The sequence below is a fragment of the Reinekea sp. genome, assembly GCF_982785585.1.
Map to the genome: position 1 here is coordinate 48,726 of NZ_CEYAVF010000017.1, position 16,337 is coordinate 65,062.

Here is a 16,337-nt window from a genome sequence, read left to right on the forward strand (position 1 = left end):
CAAGCAAAAAACTTTAACCGACCTAACATAAAACACTTGAAAATTACTCAAACCCTTTATTTCTGGGCATTGTGGCGAAGACGTTCAGAAATCGTGCAGATTGCACTAAGGCAGGAAGGGTGGGGCTTGAAGGCATTTGCTCAAGGGTTACCCCCAAAGTTATCCACAGCTTTTGTGGATGTATGGCGCCCACAGGTGGGCGCCATTTCGGTGGGGCGGGAATTACTTGCCAGTCGGGCTCAGGCTGGAATAGTAAGCCGCCAAGTTCGCGATAGACTCATCATTCAGTGAGGCGGCCATGCCCCACATCATAGCGGCGCTGCCGCCCTTGCGTTCTTGTGACTTATAGGCTTTCAAAGCCGATTCCAAATAGGCCGCGTTCTGGCCGGCCAGATTTGGATACATCGGCACAATGGCAATGCCGTTGGCACCGTGGCATGCGGCACACATCATGGAACTGGCTTTGCCAGCGGCGATATCGGCGCCCATCGCGCCACTGACCATGAGGCCGGTGAATAAAGTAATGGCTAACTTTTTCATAGTGTTGCTCCAAAGGTTTCTATTATTGAAAGGATGAATAGATTTATACGGCTGTTTTGCCACTCTCGGGCCAAAATTGCTACATATATTTGTCAGTCTGATGATAAAAACCTCAATAGGGTCAAATAATGCCCAAATAGGGCAGTTATTTTTTGCTCGCCAAGTGGTGAAAATTAGACCCTGTTCAATATATTGACGCCCAGATTCTCTACTATTGTTTTTCCCTATTCAAATTTGAATGATCAGCCATGACAAAACACTCTTGTATTAACCGGCTTGGCGTCGGCTTAGTAGTAGTCTCACTGCTTGGCTGTGGGCCGGAGACCAACTCGCGGGTCGGCGACCAGTTTTGGGACCCCAATACCACTAAAGAAGTCTTCGATCCGATCGACGCGCCGGCCTATTCGGTGGTCTATCGGGATAACACACCCGCCAACAGTGAAGACGACGACTGGACTGCACTGGTAACGGTCGATTTTACCGCCCTCAGCCGCCGCTCCAAGGACGGCATCGTGCCCACCTATACACGCGGTCTCTCGGCGCCCAAGGTGATCGATGACCTTATCGAAAGCATGGTGTCGGGCATTAACGATAGCCAATTTTTCAATAACTTGGCCACCGGTGAAGACGCGCGTCTGCAGGCAGACAACCCTGGCGACTATCGTCTGATACTCGACTTTGACGTGATTTGGCCAAACGGCAACAGCGTCTCCTATCTGTTCGATGATATTCGCTTTACCGTACCCGGTTGCCAGACTAGCTATCTTTATTACAGCGATTATATCAATCCGGTGCTCGCCGAGAACTGCGTTAACTGCCACAACGCCGGCGATGCCAGCGCCGCTTTCGACCTAGATGCCGGCAACCTAACCACCCGGCGTACCAGCTTTCTCGCCAAGGTCGATGCCAGCGCGCTGACGGCACCACGCACCGGCACCATGCTCGACTATATCTACAGTGCCGACCACAGTGGCGCCACTACCGTGGCCGCCTTGGCCGCAAGCGATAGCTCTGTGCTGCGCAGCTATATCACAAGCCTAAAGGCTATCGATGCTGACAGCAACGATGGCCGGGACGTGACCAGCGACTTTGCCTTTAGCGAGAGCGATGGGGCCGACTACTGCTTCGCTCGGCCGAGCACCCTGGTGGTGGAAAACTAACGCCTCTGGGCCTAACAGACCACAACATTGACCGCGAGGCCGCCTTGGGCGGTCTCCTTGTATTTGCTGGTCATATCTTCGCCGGTTTGACGCATCGTTTCGATACACTCATCCAGTGACACACAATGGTCGCCCGGCTCGCTCAGGGCCATCCGGGCCGCTTGCATAGCCTTGACCGCGCCGAAGGCATTGCGTTCGATGCACGGCACCTGAACCAACCCAGCAACCGGGTCACAGGTCATGCCCAGATGATGTTCCATGGCAATTTCAGCGGCGTGTTCAACTTGCTCCGGGGTGCCGCCCAAGACTGCGGCCATGCCGGCTGCAGCCATCGAACTGGCGACGCCGATCTCACCTTGGCAGCCCATCTCGGCCGCCGAGATTGAGGCATTGCGTTTGTACAGCCAACCGATGCCGGCACAGGTCAGTAAAAAGGTTTGCAACCAGTTGGCCAGCAGATCCTCACGATGGTATTTCAGATAGCCCATCACCGCCGGAATCACGCCGGCAGAGCCATTGGTGGGGGCGGTTACCACGCGGCCACCGGCGGCGTTCTCCTCATTCACCGCGAGGGCATAAACGGTAACCCAATCTATTGCGCTCAGATCATCGTTTGGCCGTTGACGCAGCGCTTGCGCCATGCGACTGGCGCGCCGCTGCACCTTAATGCCACCGGGTAAGGCTCCCTCCAAACTCATGCCCCGCTGCATACAACTCAACATGGTTTGACTGATCGAATCGACCCAGACCAGGAGTGATGCCGGAGTAGCCAATAGAGCCATTTCGTTGTCGCGAATGACCTCGGCAATGCTTAGGTGGTGCCCGGTGCACTGGTGCAGTAACTCATCGCCATTGCGAAATGGATAGAGCCGAGGATCGGGGAACTCCTGCAACAGATCGCGCTGGGCCGAGTTTTTCGCCAGCTCATTGGCAATGGCCCCCCCACCAACCGAATACCAGGTTTCGGCCAACAGCTCGATGCCGGCGACATCCAGGGCACTGAAGCGCATGCCATTGGGATGCTCGGGTAAAAAGATATCGCCCATAAAGCGGATACTGTCACTAACATTAAATGGGATCAGCCGGTGCCCGGCTAAGAACAGCTCGCTTTTGACCCGCGTTGCTTGGAACAGCTGTTCAGCCAAGTCCGGCTCGATGGTGGCCGCATCCAGGCCCTGCAGGCCAAGAATAATGGCCTTGTCGGTGCTATGACCGATGCCGGTTAGGGCCAGTGAGCCATAGAGATTGACCCGTACATGCGCCACCCTGGCGAGCAGATTCTGCTGCGTCAGACCGTCGACAAAGCGGCCGGCAGCCCGCATGGGCCCCAGGGTATGAGACGAGGATGGGCCAATACCCACTTTAAATAGATCGAGTACGGAAAAGGGTTGCACAGGGTCACCAGTTTTTATTTTTAGAGTGCTTGCACCCTCGCGCAAGCTTGGCGAAATGGCAACTTTTAGGTCAAAATAACCAGCGTCAGCGCTGGCCTAAATGATTTACACAGGCTTTTATAAGCCTTAAGGCCTGTTCAGTATAAAAATCCCACGGTACACTGCGCATCACCTTTCGACACACTATCTAACACACCTGGAGACACAACAATGGGTACAGTTACCTGCTTCGGCGAAGCCCTGATCGATTTTTTAAACACCGGCGCCAAACAGGAAGGACCCATTCGCATACCCGAATTCCGTCAATTTCCAGGTGGCGCACCGGCCAATGTGGCCGTCGCAATCAGCAAGCTCGGCGGCGAAGCGGCATTTGCCGGCCAGGTGGGTAACGACACCTTTGGCCTATTTATTAAGCAGGCATTGGAAGATTACCAGGTCGACACCACAAACCTGGTCTTGCACCCGAGTGCCAAAACGGCATTGGCCTTCGTCTTTCTCGATGATCAGGGTGAGCGGTCGTTTGAGTTTTTCCGCACCAACACCGCCGACCTGCTGCTCACCCCGCTCGATGTGAAAGACCGCTGGTTCATCGATACCGATATCTTCCATTTCTGTTCCAATACCCTGACCGACACGGCGATTGCCGAGACCACTCGCGTGGCCATCACCAAGGCCCGTCATCAAGGCTGCTTGGTCAGTTTTGACGTTAATTTGCGCCACAATCTATGGCCCAATGGCCAAGCCGACATAAAGGCGGTTACCGACTGCTTTAGCCAGGTCGATCTGATTAAAGTGTCCAAAGACGAACTCGATTATCTCGAGCCGGCCGGCGAAAAAGCCTTCGTACAGGCGGCCATCGCGCAAGGCGTTAAAACCGTCTTGATCACCGATGGCGGCAATACCATCAAGGTTCTGGCCAAGGGCGTATATTCTGAAATTACCCCGCCGCAGACCACCGTCGTCGATACCACGGCCGCCGGTGATGCCTTTACCGGTGGTTTTCTGTTTGCCTTAAGCGAGCAGGGTGATATCCGCAAGACCCTGGGCGATCAGGAGAAGCTCGAAGAGTTGGTGCTCTTTGCCAGTAAATGCGGAGCCTTTACCGTGGCCCGTCAGGGCGCCTTTACGGCCTTGCCCACGCTCGATGATCTAGCGCCAGAAGACTGACCAATATCTTGCTCTCGATCGGGCACGGTGCCTTGTCGAGGGCTTAAAAAAATCGGAGTACACCCCATGTCGCAAGCACCCAAGTTCCGCAGTGCTGAATTTTTAACGGCCCATATCCAAACCATCCTCGATTTTTATCAGCCAAATATAAAAGATAGCATGGGCGGGTTTCAGCAGAACTTTCTCGATTCCGGGGTCGCCTTTGACGGCGACAAAAAGCATCTGGTCAGTTCTTGCCGGATGATCTTTAACTATATCAAGGCTGACGCCCTATTTGACCGCGCCGAATACCAGCATCTCTGGCACCACGGACTGGACTATCTGCGCGCCACCCATTGGCAGAATGATCGACAAGGCTATAGCTGGACCTTAGATAAGAACGGGCCTACCGACGAGACCAACCAATGTTACGGCCTGGCCTTTGTCTTACTGGCGTTTGCCACGGTCTTAAAGGCTGGGGATGAGAGCGCCCGGGCCGATGTCTATCACACCTGGTCGCTGTTAGAGCAACATTTCTGGCAGGCCGATATAGGTCTCTATGCCGATGAGATTTCCGCCGATTGGCAGACGGTGTCCAGTTATCGTGGTCAGAACGCCAACATGCACTGCTGTGAAGCCCTGATCCTGGCCTATGAGGCGACCTTGGATGAGCAGTTTTTGGATCGCGCCTATCAGTTGGCCCACAAGATCGCCGTCGAACAGGCGGGTAAGTCCAATGGTCTGATCTGGGAACACTTTAACGCCGATCTGTCGATCGATTGGGACTACAACCGGGACGACGCCAAGAACCTCTATCGACCCTGGGGGTTTCAGCCCGGTCACCAGACCGAATGGACCAAGCTCTTATTGATGGTTCACAAACACCGGCCCGAAGCTTGGCTGCTGGCGCGCGCACAAGAGTTGTTCGATCGGGCTTGGGCAATAGCCTGGGACGAGCAAAACGGTGGCCTCTTTTATGGCTTCGACCTTGACGGCGCAATCTGTGATGACGATAAGTATTTTTGGGTCCAGGCGGAAAGTTTCGCCGCGGCCGCCCTGTTGGCGAAGGCCACCGGTGACGAAAAATACTGGCGTTGTTACGATCAACTGTGGCAATACAGCTGGGCGCACTTTATCGATCATCAGCACGGCGCCTGGTATCGGGTACTCAATGCCGACAACAGTAAGCAGAGCGACATCAAGAGTGCCGCTGGGGCTAAGTGTGATTACCACACCTTAGGTGCCTGCGAACTGGTACTGCGCGAAGTATTCCAAGACTGAATCAGAGGATAGGAGGCCAGAGCATGACCGATGACCTACAGATTTTGATCGATCACCGGGCTCATGCCAAGCGCCGAGAAAAGGTGTTACTGGCGCTGCGCGCCTACAATGATGGGCAGTCGTCTTGGCACAAAGAAATGCGCTCCAAAGGTGGGCGACCGCTCGATGTCTATGCGCTTGACCAAAACAAGCAGATTATCGCCGGCCTGGTTGGGGAAACCTTTTGGGGCTGGCTGTCGATCGATTACCTCTGGGTCACCGAGGCGCATCGCCACAATGGTCTGGGCAGCCTGCTGTTGCTCGAAGCCGAGACCGCTGCTATCGCGCGCAAATGCCAATGGGCGAAGGTCACGACCTTCAGTTTTCAGGCACCAACTTTCTACCAGAACTTGGGTTACCAGGTGAGTGGCCAGCTCGACAACTACCCTCCCGGTCATACTCTCTATTGGCTCAAAAAAAACCTTCCCGAGGCCACACTGCCAACCTCGGCGTAGCAGGCTGCGCAGCCATTTATCGACTAGGCTTAATGGTATGCGCGTAAGCGGACCGAAATCGCTATACTGGGTAACAGTGTCCGACAATAGGCCCTTCAATTAACCGGGCTGGCCTGCCCACGCCACTCTTTAGGACTTCCGCATGAAAATATTGGTACGTAATTTAAGCAAGGTCACCACCGAGGCAACGCTGCAAGGCATGTTCGAAGCCTTTGGTCAGGTACAGTATTGCACCCTCATCAATGATGTTAAGACCGGGCAACACAAGGGCTTTGGTTTTGTTGAAATGCCCAAGGCTATCGATGCCAAGAAGGCCATCCATCAGCTCAATAATGCCCAGGTGGACGGTCGAGCGATTCGCGTCAAACGCGCCATCGACAAGCCAGTTGACGCCCCTGAGGCGCGTCCGGCCGATGAGTAAGGACCCATTAGAGGGCATTAGCCTGAAAACCATAGTGACGCTACTAGAGGCCCGCTATGGTTTCGAAGAATTGGGGCAACGGATCAATATCCGCTGCTTTACCGATGACCCCAGTATTGCATCGAGCCTGAAGTTCCTGCGCAAAACGCCTTGGGCGCGCACCAAGGTCGAAGAGCTCTATATTGCCAGCTTAGATCAAGCCTAGGCGTTATCGGGCTTTTAGGCGGGGCAACTGAAATCGCTGGCCATCCGATACAACAGCTCTATTGCGCGCAGATGCTCTGCCGATCCCGGCACCCAGCGTTCCCCGCCCGAGTGCACCAATGCCCCGCCGACGGCCTGTGGCCAAGCATCGAACTGGGCCGCGACGTGGGCGACGAAATATCGCTCTGATGCAGCGCGAATCTTGTCCCAACGTTTTAGTGCCGCAAACGAGCTGTTGTCCGGTTGCTCAGTATGGCAACCGGTACAGCTATTGAAGCTGCTCTGTACCTGATTGGCAAAAAAATTCTCATTGAGCCCAGAACACTGGTTGCCGATGTCCAGGCTGAGTTCAGTGCTGTCACGTTGTCCGTCCTTGATAATGGTTAATTCGACAACATTGGCGCCGGCCTGGGCAAAGGTCAGGTAGGTTTGGCGGATATTATCGTTGCTGGTGAGGCCTGAGAACGGGCCAGCCACGACAGCCTCGGTCGGCATATTGCCACTTTCGAGTAACTCGCCATTGAGGCGCAGCTCGTATTGAGACCCGACGACGGCGCGCATCTGGACCCGAGCGGCAACCGGGAAGTCGCCATTGGGTGTGGTGCCGGCGGTAACGTTCAAGGAGGTGATGAGCGCTCCACCCGTTGGGTTGGTTTGACTGGCGCCGCTGGCAGAAGCCTGCGACGCCTCCTGGGGTGGCTCGAGCAATAGATTGCAGCCGACCAATAGCCATGGCGCAACCCAACTTACGATCGCTCTCTTCATGCCCCGCCCCCCTGACCGACTCAATAAAAACAGGATGCCAGTGGAGCGAGATCAATTCTGAGTGCAAGCGCACAGTTTTGAAGACCTAACTGCCGCCTAGCCGGTGATGCCGGGCGGAACTTCTTTGGGGATAATCGAGCGCCGCTCGTAGCTGAGATAAACACCGACGAAGACCACGCAAATAGCGATCCACTGGATCAGCGTCAATCGCTCGCCTAGGATCAACATGGAAAATAACAGCGTAAAGACCGGCAGCAGATTGGCATAGCCGGCCGCCGTCGAAGCCTTTACAAAGCCTAGGGAGAAGTTATACAGACCGTAGGCGCCTAAGGTAACCACCAGGCCGAGATAGAGCAACCAGCCCATGGTCGAGAGCGAAATCTGGCTGGGCCAATCCGATAACAGCGCGAGCGGCAGATAGAAGATGGCCCCAGAAAAACTTTGCAGCGCGGTTAAGACAAAGGCGGAATAGCGTTTCACCAGGTGCTTGACCAACAGGGTGTAGCCAACCGCCATGACCATGGCGAGGAACTCGAGAAAATTCCCGAGGATGGCATTGGGTGCTTGAGCGGAGTTGTCACCCGTCAGGGTCATCGCGATTACCCCGGCCACGGCGATGAGAAACCCGAACCACTGCTTCAGATTATTGCGCTCACCGAGGAAAAAATAGGCCGCAATGGCCACCATCAGGGGCAGCATGGCGGTCACCATGCCCGCTTGACCGGCACTGGTATAGCGCAGCGCCTGCGATTCAAAAAGAAAATAGAGGCAGGGTTCAAACAGCACCATGCCAAGCAAAAACTTCCAGTCACCACTCTGATAGACAAAGCCATGGCGCAGCCAGGGCCAGACCACCAGAAAGGCCACGGTGCCGATGGCCATCCGTAAAAAGACAACGATCATCGGCGACATTTCATTGACCGTAATCTTTAAGGCAATAAAGGAACTGCCCCACAGGATCATCGCCAGTAACAGTGCCAAATGGGCACGCAGGGTGGTGTTCATGGTTTACCTCAGGTGTGCTGTGCACGCCGGCTGGCGTGCAGGGTGATAACGCTAGGGTTGCTGATTTGGCCCTAACTAAAGCTCGAAGCCATAGCGAGCGGCAAGAAAATGGGCAATACCGTCATCCACATTGGAGCCGATGGTGGCGGTGGCGATGGCCTTGAGTTCGTCCAGGCCTTGCCCCATGGCATAACTCTCGTCCGCCAGGTGAAACATCGATAGATCGTTATCGGAGTCGCCGAAGCAGATCATTTTGCGTGCCCCCAGCTGTTTTTGAATAATTTTAACCGCGTCGCCCTTGGTGCCGCCGGCATGGTGAATATCCATCCAATAGCCGCCGCTGTGATACATGTCATGACCGGCAAACACCGCCACGCCAGGCAAATCGGCCAGCGCTTCGGCCATACCCAATACGGCCGGATTATCGGTTGCGGCAAAGATATTCAAGACATGGTCGCGAATATCGGAAAAGTCGGGCTGTTGTTGTACGGTAATGTCCTTGGAATTTAAAAAATCGACCCACTTCTTCTCTCTTGGCGTCGAGACACCGGCAATAATGGCACCGATGATATCTTCGTGGTCGATGGTATTGATCCAGGGATTAATGCCGTGCTGATGCAACCTTGTGCAGACTTCGATAACCTCTGCTTGGTCCATGGGCATTTTACTGATGATTTTGTCGGCATTCAGATCCCAGAGCAATACGCCGTTTTTGTACACCTGAGGATGGTTAAAATGCACATCGGGCAAGGACTCGCGCGCACCGTGGGGCATACGACCGGTCGCGATGGTCCAGTTAACACCCAACCGATCCAATTCGGACAGCGCCTTACGGGTTACCGCCGAAAGTTTTTCGAACGGATCGAGCAGGGTACCATCGAGATCAAAAACCAATAATTCTTCCACGGGGTCGTCCTTACTATTTGACTGAGCGCAACGCCCGCCTCGCGCAGGCGAGGACGTTGCAGAGCGTACGATGAATGGCTGAGAGCTAGCGCGCCAGTGCCAGCTCGGCGCGCATTTTGGCAATTTCTGTTTGGTAATCGTCGGCGTTAAAAATGGCCGAACCGGCGACAAAGGTATCGGCACCGGCCTCGGCGATGGCGCGGATATTGTCAACCTTGACGCCGCCATCCACTTCAAGCCGGATTGGCCGGCCACTGGCGTCGATCCGTGCTCGGGCCGCTTGAAGCTTGTCGAGCGTCGATGGCAAAAAGGATTGCCCGCCAAAACCCGGATTGACCGACATGATCAGAATCATATCGATCTTGTCCATCACGTAATCCAGATAATGCAGCGGCGTCGCCGGATTAAACACCAGGCCAGCCTGTAAACCGGCATCTTTTATCAGCTGCAAAGAGCGGTCGATATGCTCGCTGGCTTCCGGATGAAAGGTAATCATTGACGCGCCGGCCTCAATAAAATCGCCAATCAGCCGATCTACTGGGGAGACCATGAGATGCACATCGATTGGCGCGGTAACGCCGTGCTTTCTCAAGGCGTGACAGACCATCGGGCCGATGGTCAGATTGGGCACATAGTGATTGTCCATTACATCAAAATGCACCCAGTCGGCACCGGCCGCGAGGACATGATCCACATCGTCTCCCAAACGGGCGAAGTTGGCGGACAAAATGGATGGAGCTATGACAAAATTAGACATCGAAGGGCGGCCTCGGCGGCATAAAGGAGCGACCATTCTAGTGAGTCTCAAGGTGAGGTCAATTTCCAATGACCGTTAAGTGGAGTTTATTTTTAGTTGGGCTGCTCGCAGCGAATGCCATGGCGTTCGCAGAGACCGACCCTATGGCAGGTCTGCAGCGCAATCAAGAGCTGCCCAGACACTATCAGAACAGCCTCCAAGGCGATCAGGTAATCGAACTTAGCACCCCGTCTGAACGCTTTTTCGCCCTTAGCATGGAGCAGGAAACGGGATCCCCTGAAGGCGGGTTGCTGATATTACACGATGCCGGTCACACACCGGATTATCCTTTTCTGTTGCAACAGAGCCGAACCTATTTGCCGGTGGTCGGTTGGAGTACCCTGTCGATCCCGCTACCTACCCCGCAACGAGACGCCATCGCTTGGCAACCGGTGGCCGCAGATTCGGCCCCGGAGTTGCTGGTGGAAACCGATGAGCAATGGCAAGAGCGGGTTATGGCGCGTATCACCAGTGGTATTCAACAACTCAATGAGCAGGGCAACTATAATATTGCTGTGCTCGGTTATGGCTCTGGCGCCTATTGGGCAAGTCGCTATCTGGCCGAGCGGATGCCGCCCGAAGAGGCCCTAGGTTATGCCTTGATCCTCTTTCAGGCACCCGCCCTTAGACCCGATCTGGCCGACTATGTTGGCCGGCTGAGCATTCCGATTCTGGACCTCTATATGGGCAATGAGCCGGCCCAGGATAGAGCGGCCCGGCAACGTAAGGCGGCGGCAGCCCGCGCCAAACACCCAGACTACCTGCAGATACACGATGCCAGTCGCCATGGTTTCTATGGCGCACCGGCCATCGATCGCTCAACGCGGCGCATTTGGGGTTGGTTGCGCACGCATGCCGGGGGTGAGGAGATACTGGCTGGCGGTTAGGCCCTCAACAGATGCCCCGCCAAGCTTCTAACCAAATATTTCGCCAAGACCTACCTCAAAGTGATGACTAATTCATGACGGCTCAGCTTGCATGCTATATTCTTCAGTTTTAACTCTTACTGGAACTGGAACTGGCTATGGAACGTTTTATCGAACGACTGATGTATGCTTCACGCTGGATAATGGCCCCCGTGTATCTTGGCCTCAGCCTGATCTTGGTGGCCTTGGCCATTAAATTTTTCCAGGAAGTCGTTCATGTCTTTCCAATTGTCTTTTCGATTAACGAAGTCGACCTTATTCTGGTCATACTATCGCTTATCGATCTGACGCTGGTTGGCGGCTTGGTGGTCATGGTGATGTTTTCCGGTTACGAAAACTTCGTGTCCAAATTGGATATAGATGAGGACAGCGAGAAACTATCCTGGCTCGGCCGGATGGATCACGGTAGCCTGAAAAACAAGGTCGCCGCCTCAATCGTGGCAATATCGTCGATCCATCTGCTCAAAGTCTTTATGAATGTAAGCAATATCGACAATGAGAAGATCCTCTGGTATCTGCTTATTCACATCACCTTTGTACTCTCAGCCTTTGCCATGGGCTATCTCGATCGACTCTTGCACGCCAAATAAACTTCCGCACTGGCTAGGCAGCATGGCACGCAGGCGACTTACAGGGTCCTAGCCGGGGGCGCGATGACACCTAGCCATCAATCAGCGCAAAGGGGTCCTTCTGCTGCTGCAGCTGATACATGTGCTGGTACAGTCCATCTGCTGCCATCAGCTCACGGTGGCTGCCCTGCTGCTGGATATGGCCCTGGTGCAAGACATAGAGTCGATCGGCGTCGCGCACCGTGCTCAGGCGATGAGCGATGGCAATGAGCGTGACTTGACCGCGTAAACGCATCAGAGACTTCTGAATCAGCGCCTCAGTGTGGCTATCGATATTGGCAGTGGCCTCATCGAGAATGAGGATCTTCGGTTTCCGCGCCAGGGTGCGGGCCAGGCTGAGCAACTGCCGTTGGCCGGTGCTGAGGTTTTTACCGCGTTCGGTCAGCACCGTCTGGTAGCCATCGGAAAAGCCCATCACGGCATCGTGCAGTTGGGCCTGCTGCGCCGACTCGATCACTTGCTGATCGGTCAAATCCAGATTGAGCCGAATGTTGTCGGCGATAGTCCCGGCAAAGATAAAGGGGTCCTGCTGGACAAAGCCGACCAAGCCGGTTCGAGTCAGCGTATCCATCGTGGCTATATTGGCACCGCCAATAGAGATGCTGCCCACCTCGAGCCGATAGAAATCCATCAACAAGGCCATCAAGGTACTCTTGCCCGAACCGGTGTGGCCCACTATGCCGATAAAATCCCCACCGGCGACCTCAAACTCAATAGCGCTTAACACCGGCTGCACGCCATCGTAACTGAACGAGGGCACGTCGAAGCGAATATCGATACCCTGCGGTGCCTGCGGGCTGGTAATAGGGGCGACACTCGGTTCGTCGAGCAAGGCAAAGACCCGACTGGCCGAGACCAACGCCTGCTGAGCCATATTGAGCCGAGAGGTCATGTCGATCAATGGCTCGGTAACAGTGCCCAAATAGTTGATAAAGGCATAGATCACCCCGATCTGGATCGTCCCGGTCGAGCTCAGCTCGATCACACCAAAACCAAACAGCAGGGCCGACAACAACAACAGATAGACCAGATCGATCAGGGCGCGCAACAGAAAACCATCGATCACCAGATTGCGAATCTTGGCTCGATAATGATCGGTACTGGTTCGTTTAAACGCTTGTTGAAACGCCTTTTGCTGATTCATCAGCTGGATAACCGCCATCCCTTCAATGCTCTCGTTGAGCCGGGCGTTAATGTCGCTGAGCAAACTGCGTACGCGCTGAAAGATCGGTGTGGAGAGTTTTTGGTAGGTCCACATAATCAGCAGGACAATCGGCACCAAGGTGGCACAGATCGCCATCAGGCGCAGATCCAGGATTGCCATGGCGATGAGGATGCCCAAGACCCGCACGCTATTTTGCACAAATACCGAGATCACGTTGACATAGAGGTCTTTGATCGCCTCGGTATCGTTGGTGATCCGACTGATCAGACTGCCGGTCGCGACCTTGTCGAAGTAAGCAATGGGCAAGGTCAATACATGCGCAAAGACTTGCTCGCGTAAGGTTTGGATGACGTCGAGGGCAATACGGTTAAAGCGCATCGCTTGTAAATAGTAGGTGCCCGCGCCAATCAACTGCGACAAAGTATAGATGGCCGCTAGGGTCCAAATCGCTGGCATATCCCAGTTGGTCGGTCGCAGATAGTCATCGATAAAGACCTTAATCAAATAGGGACCGAGCACACTGGCACTGGTGGCCAACAGGAGCAGCAAAAAGGCCTCGACAATGGTCTTGCGATAAACCCGGGCATAGTCGAGCAGGCGCATAAAGGTGCTCTTCATCGCCCCTCCTCCACGGCCAATTCGAGCTGTTGGTAATCGAACATTTTGCGATACCAACCCCTTTGCGCCAGCAACGTCAGATGGTCACCCTGCTCGACGATCTCGCCTTGGCTGAGTACGACAATTTGCTCGGCCGTGGCCACGGCCGAAAGCCGATGACAGACGATAAGCGTGGTACGGCCGCGGCGCGCCACGCGCAGATGATTCAAAATGGACTGCTCGGTTTTAACATCCACGGCAGACAGCGCATCATCGAGAATGAGGATCGGTGCATCTTGCAACAGCGCGCGAGCAATCGCCAAGCGCTGCTTTTGACCGCCCGATAGGGTGACTCCGCGCTCCCCGACGGCGGTCTGATAGCCATCCGAAAAGCGCACAATGTCATCGTGTATTTGTGCGATCTGAGCCACCGCTTCGATGTCGGCCTGGCTTGCCTCGGGCCGCGCCAGGGCGATATTTTCGGCAATGGTCGCGGAGAACAAGAAGGGCGTTTGTGGCACGGTGGCGATGTGGGCGCGTAAGTTGGCGAGGCTGAAGTTCGCCACCGGGTGTCCGCCAATGCGGATCTGCGCACCCTCTTGCTCGGCCATGCGCACCAATAGATTGATTAGGGTCGATTTACCGGCACCGGTGTGGCCGACTATTCCCAAGGTCTGGCCCGCCGACAAGGTCAGATGAATATCTTTCAGGGTCGGACGCGGCGCCTGGGCGAAGCGAAATTCGTCGATCGCAAACTCGATCGAGGGCAGCACGACCGAGTTCAGAGTGCCCTCATCTTTGATGTCGGGCGCCATGGCAAACAAATCCGCGATCCGCGTGTAGGCCGCCTGACCGCGTTCCACCAGGTTTAATAACCAGCCGATGGCAAACATCGGCCAGATCATATAACCCAGATAGAGATTAAAGCTGGTTAACTGGCCCAGGGTCAGAACGTCCTGGTTAATATAATAGGCCCCGCCGGCGATACTGAGTAAAAAGGAGAAACCAATGCCCAACTGGATCGCCGGATCGTACTTGCTGTCGGTGCGGGCAACCGCCAGATTGGCTTGATTGGCTCGGGCGGCAACCCGGTTGAACTCGACCTGCTCGACCCCCTCCCGACCCAAAGCGCGAGTCAACCGCAAGGCCGAAATACTTTCTTGTACATCATCGTTGAGATCGCTGAAGCGCGCCTGAGCGTCCTTAAAAGACAGATGCAGCTCCTTGCCAAAACGCCACATAAAGTAACCGACGATCGGCCAGGGCACGAGAGCGATCAGGGTGAGCGGCCAAGAAATAACCAGGGTCATGACCAGCAACACCAGCAAGCCGGTAAAGGCACCGTCGAACAGCGCCAAAACGGCTTCACCGGCGGTCATCTCGACGGCTTGAATATCATTGGTGGCCCGGGCCATCAGATCACCGGTTTTCATGGTTTGATAAAAGTTGGGTGACTGTCGGCTCAGCTGGTCGAACAGCTGTTGGCGCAATTGATTGGCGAGCTTATAGCTGGCGCCGAACAGTGCAATACGCCAGATAACTCGCAGACTGTAGCTGGTGATAGCGGCCAGCAAAATCCAGCCGATATGGCTGTACAAAAACGGCCAGGTTGCGCTGCCATCAACCAACGCATCGACAATTTGACCGATCATCCAGGGCGGCACCATGGTCGCGAATGCGACCACCACTAAGGCGACCAACGCCACGCCATAACGACGCCATTCTTGACGGAAAAACCAGAACAGCTGTAAAAAAACCCGCACCTGCGATCCTCTGTAAGTGGATAACGAAATCAATTTCGGAACTGCAACTGGAGCATCAATCAACAGTCGGTTGTTGTTAAGTATGAACGATGTGGCAAATAATTTTGGCTGCGATTAACCTTGCGCTGGCAAAAGTCGGCTCCGTTTCGGTGTTCTTAAACAACCACTAAAAGGCCCGGCCGTCGTTGCCTTAAGGCGCTGAATTTTGCTCGTAAGGGTTGAGAAAAGGCGTTTTGCTCAACACATAAGATCTGTAATTTTGTCGCTCCGAATGCCCAGGCTAACAGAGCCTCACCGCCCAAATCGCTCAGCCCACATTGTACCAAACCAACCTCGGTCACGGTCGGGGGCAATCTTTTAACCAGACTCACCATGACCTGATCGGATACCTTATTATAACTCAGGCTAACCGAGTGCAAGGCCGGCCCGCCCTGGCTATGAATCGCCTGTATGGCGGCTGCGATGTGTTCGATTTGCATGCTGCTTAGGTTGGCATTGCGTAGATGCAAGTCGTAGTCCAGGCTATTTTCGTGCAACAACATCAGCTTAGCCGCGGCCGTTTGACACACTGCATTTTGGGTCGACTTTAAGACGTTCACTAGTGTTGCCAAGGTCATTTGTGGGTTTTCTTCTGCGTTAAGGCGACGGGTAAAGGCTTGCAGTATGGCAGTCAGGCCGAACAGCATTACTGACCCTTTTTTAAGCAGCCTTCTTCTGGTTAGATTTTTGGGCTTCGGATTAGATACATAATTCTGTGACATTTCCTAACCTACCTCAACACTTAACAGGCTGTAAAACAACCGATCGACTTTGCCATGGGCTTGCTGGCTTGGGTCATCAATCGCCTTTAAACGATACCACCTTGCCTTCACCTTTGACCGCGGCGACCAAAAAAAACAATCCAAAGGAACCCAGCAGCAAGGTCAAGAAGCCGCCCTGAAATGCCGTTTGCACCCAAAACCAAACGGGCTCCTGGTCTTGGAAAGTTTCCACGCCCTGGCGAGCATAAAAGATACCGCCCGTTAATGGCACGAGAAGGTCTTGATAACAGAAGTACCCCGCTAGAGCGGTTAGAAATACGCCAGAAAAGATTGTTTTTATCTTACTCTGAGTACTCAAATCTGTCTTAAACATAGCACGGATAT

18 protein-coding genes are annotated in these 16,337 nt (G+C 54.4%); 8 read left to right on the forward strand and 10 right to left on the reverse strand.

Going from position 1 to position 16,337, the window contains the following annotated elements; all coding sequences use genetic code 11:
• Window positions 1–222: 222 nt before the first annotated feature.
• Entirely contained in the window at window positions 223–540 is a 318-nt protein-coding gene (locus tag AC4FIC_RS08545) for a c-type cytochrome (RefSeq protein WP_100258321.1), read from the reverse strand.
• A 248-nt stretch (window positions 541–788) separates the two neighbouring features.
• Between AC4FIC_RS08545 and AC4FIC_RS08550 the strand changes: the two genes are divergently transcribed.
• Complete coding sequence (locus tag AC4FIC_RS08550) at window positions 789–1,700, forward strand: hypothetical protein (protein WP_100258322.1); 912 nt, start codon at window positions 789–791, stop codon at window positions 1,698–1,700.
• A gap of 11 nt (window positions 1,701–1,711) precedes the next feature.
• Here the strand turns inward: AC4FIC_RS08550 and AC4FIC_RS08555 are convergent, their stop codons facing one another.
• Window positions 1,712–3,094 (reverse strand): L-serine ammonia-lyase, encoded by a 1,383-nt coding sequence (locus AC4FIC_RS08555; RefSeq protein WP_100258323.1) that lies wholly within the window; start codon window positions 3,092–3,094, stop codon window positions 1,712–1,714.
• Between the two features lie 210 nt (window positions 3,095–3,304).
• On the opposite strand from AC4FIC_RS08555, the gene AC4FIC_RS08560 reads away from it, so the two are divergent.
• The 5 genes from AC4FIC_RS08560 (at window position 3,305) to AC4FIC_RS08580 (ending at window position 6,641) form a co-directional block, all read left to right on the forward strand.
• Entirely contained in the window at window positions 3,305–4,261 is a 957-nt protein-coding gene (locus AC4FIC_RS08560) for a carbohydrate kinase family protein (protein ID WP_100258324.1), read from the forward strand.
• A gap of 66 nt (window positions 4,262–4,327) precedes the next feature.
• Window positions 4,328–5,521 (forward strand): AGE family epimerase/isomerase, encoded by a 1,194-nt coding sequence (locus AC4FIC_RS08565; protein WP_100258325.1) that lies wholly within the window; start codon window positions 4,328–4,330, stop codon window positions 5,519–5,521.
• Window positions 5,522–5,544: 23 nt separating this feature from the next.
• Entirely contained in the window at window positions 5,545–6,015 is a 471-nt protein-coding gene (locus AC4FIC_RS08570; protein WP_100258326.1) for a GNAT family N-acetyltransferase, read from the forward strand.
• 142 nt (window positions 6,016–6,157) lie between these two features.
• Window positions 6,158–6,436 carry an RNA recognition motif domain-containing protein gene (locus AC4FIC_RS08575; RefSeq protein ID WP_100258327.1) on the forward strand — a complete coding sequence of 93 codons (279 nt, stop codon included), beginning with the start codon at window positions 6,158–6,160 and terminating at the stop codon, window positions 6,434–6,436.
• Window positions 6,429–6,641 carry a VF530 family protein gene (locus tag AC4FIC_RS08580; protein WP_162495508.1) on the forward strand — a complete coding sequence of 71 codons (213 nt, stop codon included), beginning with the start codon at window positions 6,429–6,431 and terminating at the stop codon, window positions 6,639–6,641. The genes AC4FIC_RS08575 and AC4FIC_RS08580 overlap by 8 nt, the downstream gene beginning before the upstream one ends.
• Before the next feature lie 14 nt (window positions 6,642–6,655).
• On the opposite strand, the gene AC4FIC_RS08585 is transcribed toward AC4FIC_RS08580, so the two are convergent.
• The 4 genes from AC4FIC_RS08585 to rpe form a co-directional block, all read right to left on the reverse strand.
• A complete protein-coding gene (locus tag AC4FIC_RS08585) occupies window positions 6,656–7,405 on the reverse strand; it encodes a hypothetical protein (protein ID WP_100258329.1) in 750 nt (249 codons plus the stop codon).
• A gap of 96 nt (window positions 7,406–7,501) precedes the next feature.
• On the reverse strand, window positions 7,502–8,410 hold the full coding sequence (locus AC4FIC_RS08590) for a DMT family transporter (RefSeq protein ID WP_100258330.1): 909 nt from the start codon (window positions 8,408–8,410) through the stop codon (window positions 7,502–7,504).
• Window positions 8,411–8,485: 75 nt separating this feature from the next.
• Window positions 8,486–9,316 (reverse strand): Cof-type HAD-IIB family hydrolase, encoded by an 831-nt coding sequence (locus AC4FIC_RS08595; protein WP_158524408.1) that lies wholly within the window; start codon window positions 9,314–9,316, stop codon window positions 8,486–8,488.
• 85 nt (window positions 9,317–9,401) lie between these two features.
• Window positions 9,402–10,073 (reverse strand): ribulose-phosphate 3-epimerase, encoded by a 672-nt coding sequence (gene rpe / locus AC4FIC_RS08600; protein WP_100258332.1) that lies wholly within the window; start codon window positions 10,071–10,073, stop codon window positions 9,402–9,404.
• A gap of 68 nt (window positions 10,074–10,141) precedes the next feature.
• On the opposite strand from rpe, the gene AC4FIC_RS08605 reads away from it, so the two are divergent.
• Both AC4FIC_RS08605 and AC4FIC_RS08610 read left to right on the forward strand, forming a co-directional pair.
• The gene (locus AC4FIC_RS08605; RefSeq protein WP_100258333.1) at window positions 10,142–10,999 is read left to right on the forward strand and encodes a DUF3530 family protein; all 858 of its coding nucleotides are present in this window, start codon (window positions 10,142–10,144) and stop codon (window positions 10,997–10,999) included.
• Between the two features lie 137 nt (window positions 11,000–11,136).
• Window positions 11,137–11,628, forward strand: a complete 492-nt coding sequence (locus AC4FIC_RS08610) for a TIGR00645 family protein (RefSeq protein ID WP_100258334.1) — start codon at window positions 11,137–11,139, stop codon at window positions 11,626–11,628.
• A 70-nt stretch (window positions 11,629–11,698) separates the two neighbouring features.
• On the opposite strand, the gene AC4FIC_RS08615 is transcribed toward AC4FIC_RS08610, so the two are convergent.
• From AC4FIC_RS08615 to AC4FIC_RS08630, 4 genes are all read right to left on the reverse strand, one after another.
• A complete protein-coding gene (locus tag AC4FIC_RS08615) occupies window positions 11,699–13,450 on the reverse strand; it encodes an ABC transporter ATP-binding protein (RefSeq protein WP_100258335.1) in 1,752 nt (583 codons plus the stop codon).
• Window positions 13,447–15,192, reverse strand: a complete 1,746-nt coding sequence (locus AC4FIC_RS08620; RefSeq protein WP_476195037.1) for an ABC transporter transmembrane domain-containing protein — start codon at window positions 15,190–15,192, stop codon at window positions 13,447–13,449. Before AC4FIC_RS08620 ends, AC4FIC_RS08615 begins: the two co-directional genes overlap by 4 nt.
• Window positions 15,193–15,347: 155 nt before the next feature.
• Entirely contained in the window at window positions 15,348–15,878 is a 531-nt protein-coding gene (locus AC4FIC_RS08625) for a leucine-rich repeat domain-containing protein (protein ID WP_100258337.1), read from the reverse strand.
• 151 nt (window positions 15,879–16,029) lie between these two features.
• Entirely contained in the window at window positions 16,030–16,326 is a 297-nt protein-coding gene (locus tag AC4FIC_RS08630; RefSeq protein WP_100258338.1) for a hypothetical protein, read from the reverse strand.
• Window positions 16,327–16,337: the final 11 nt, after the last annotated feature.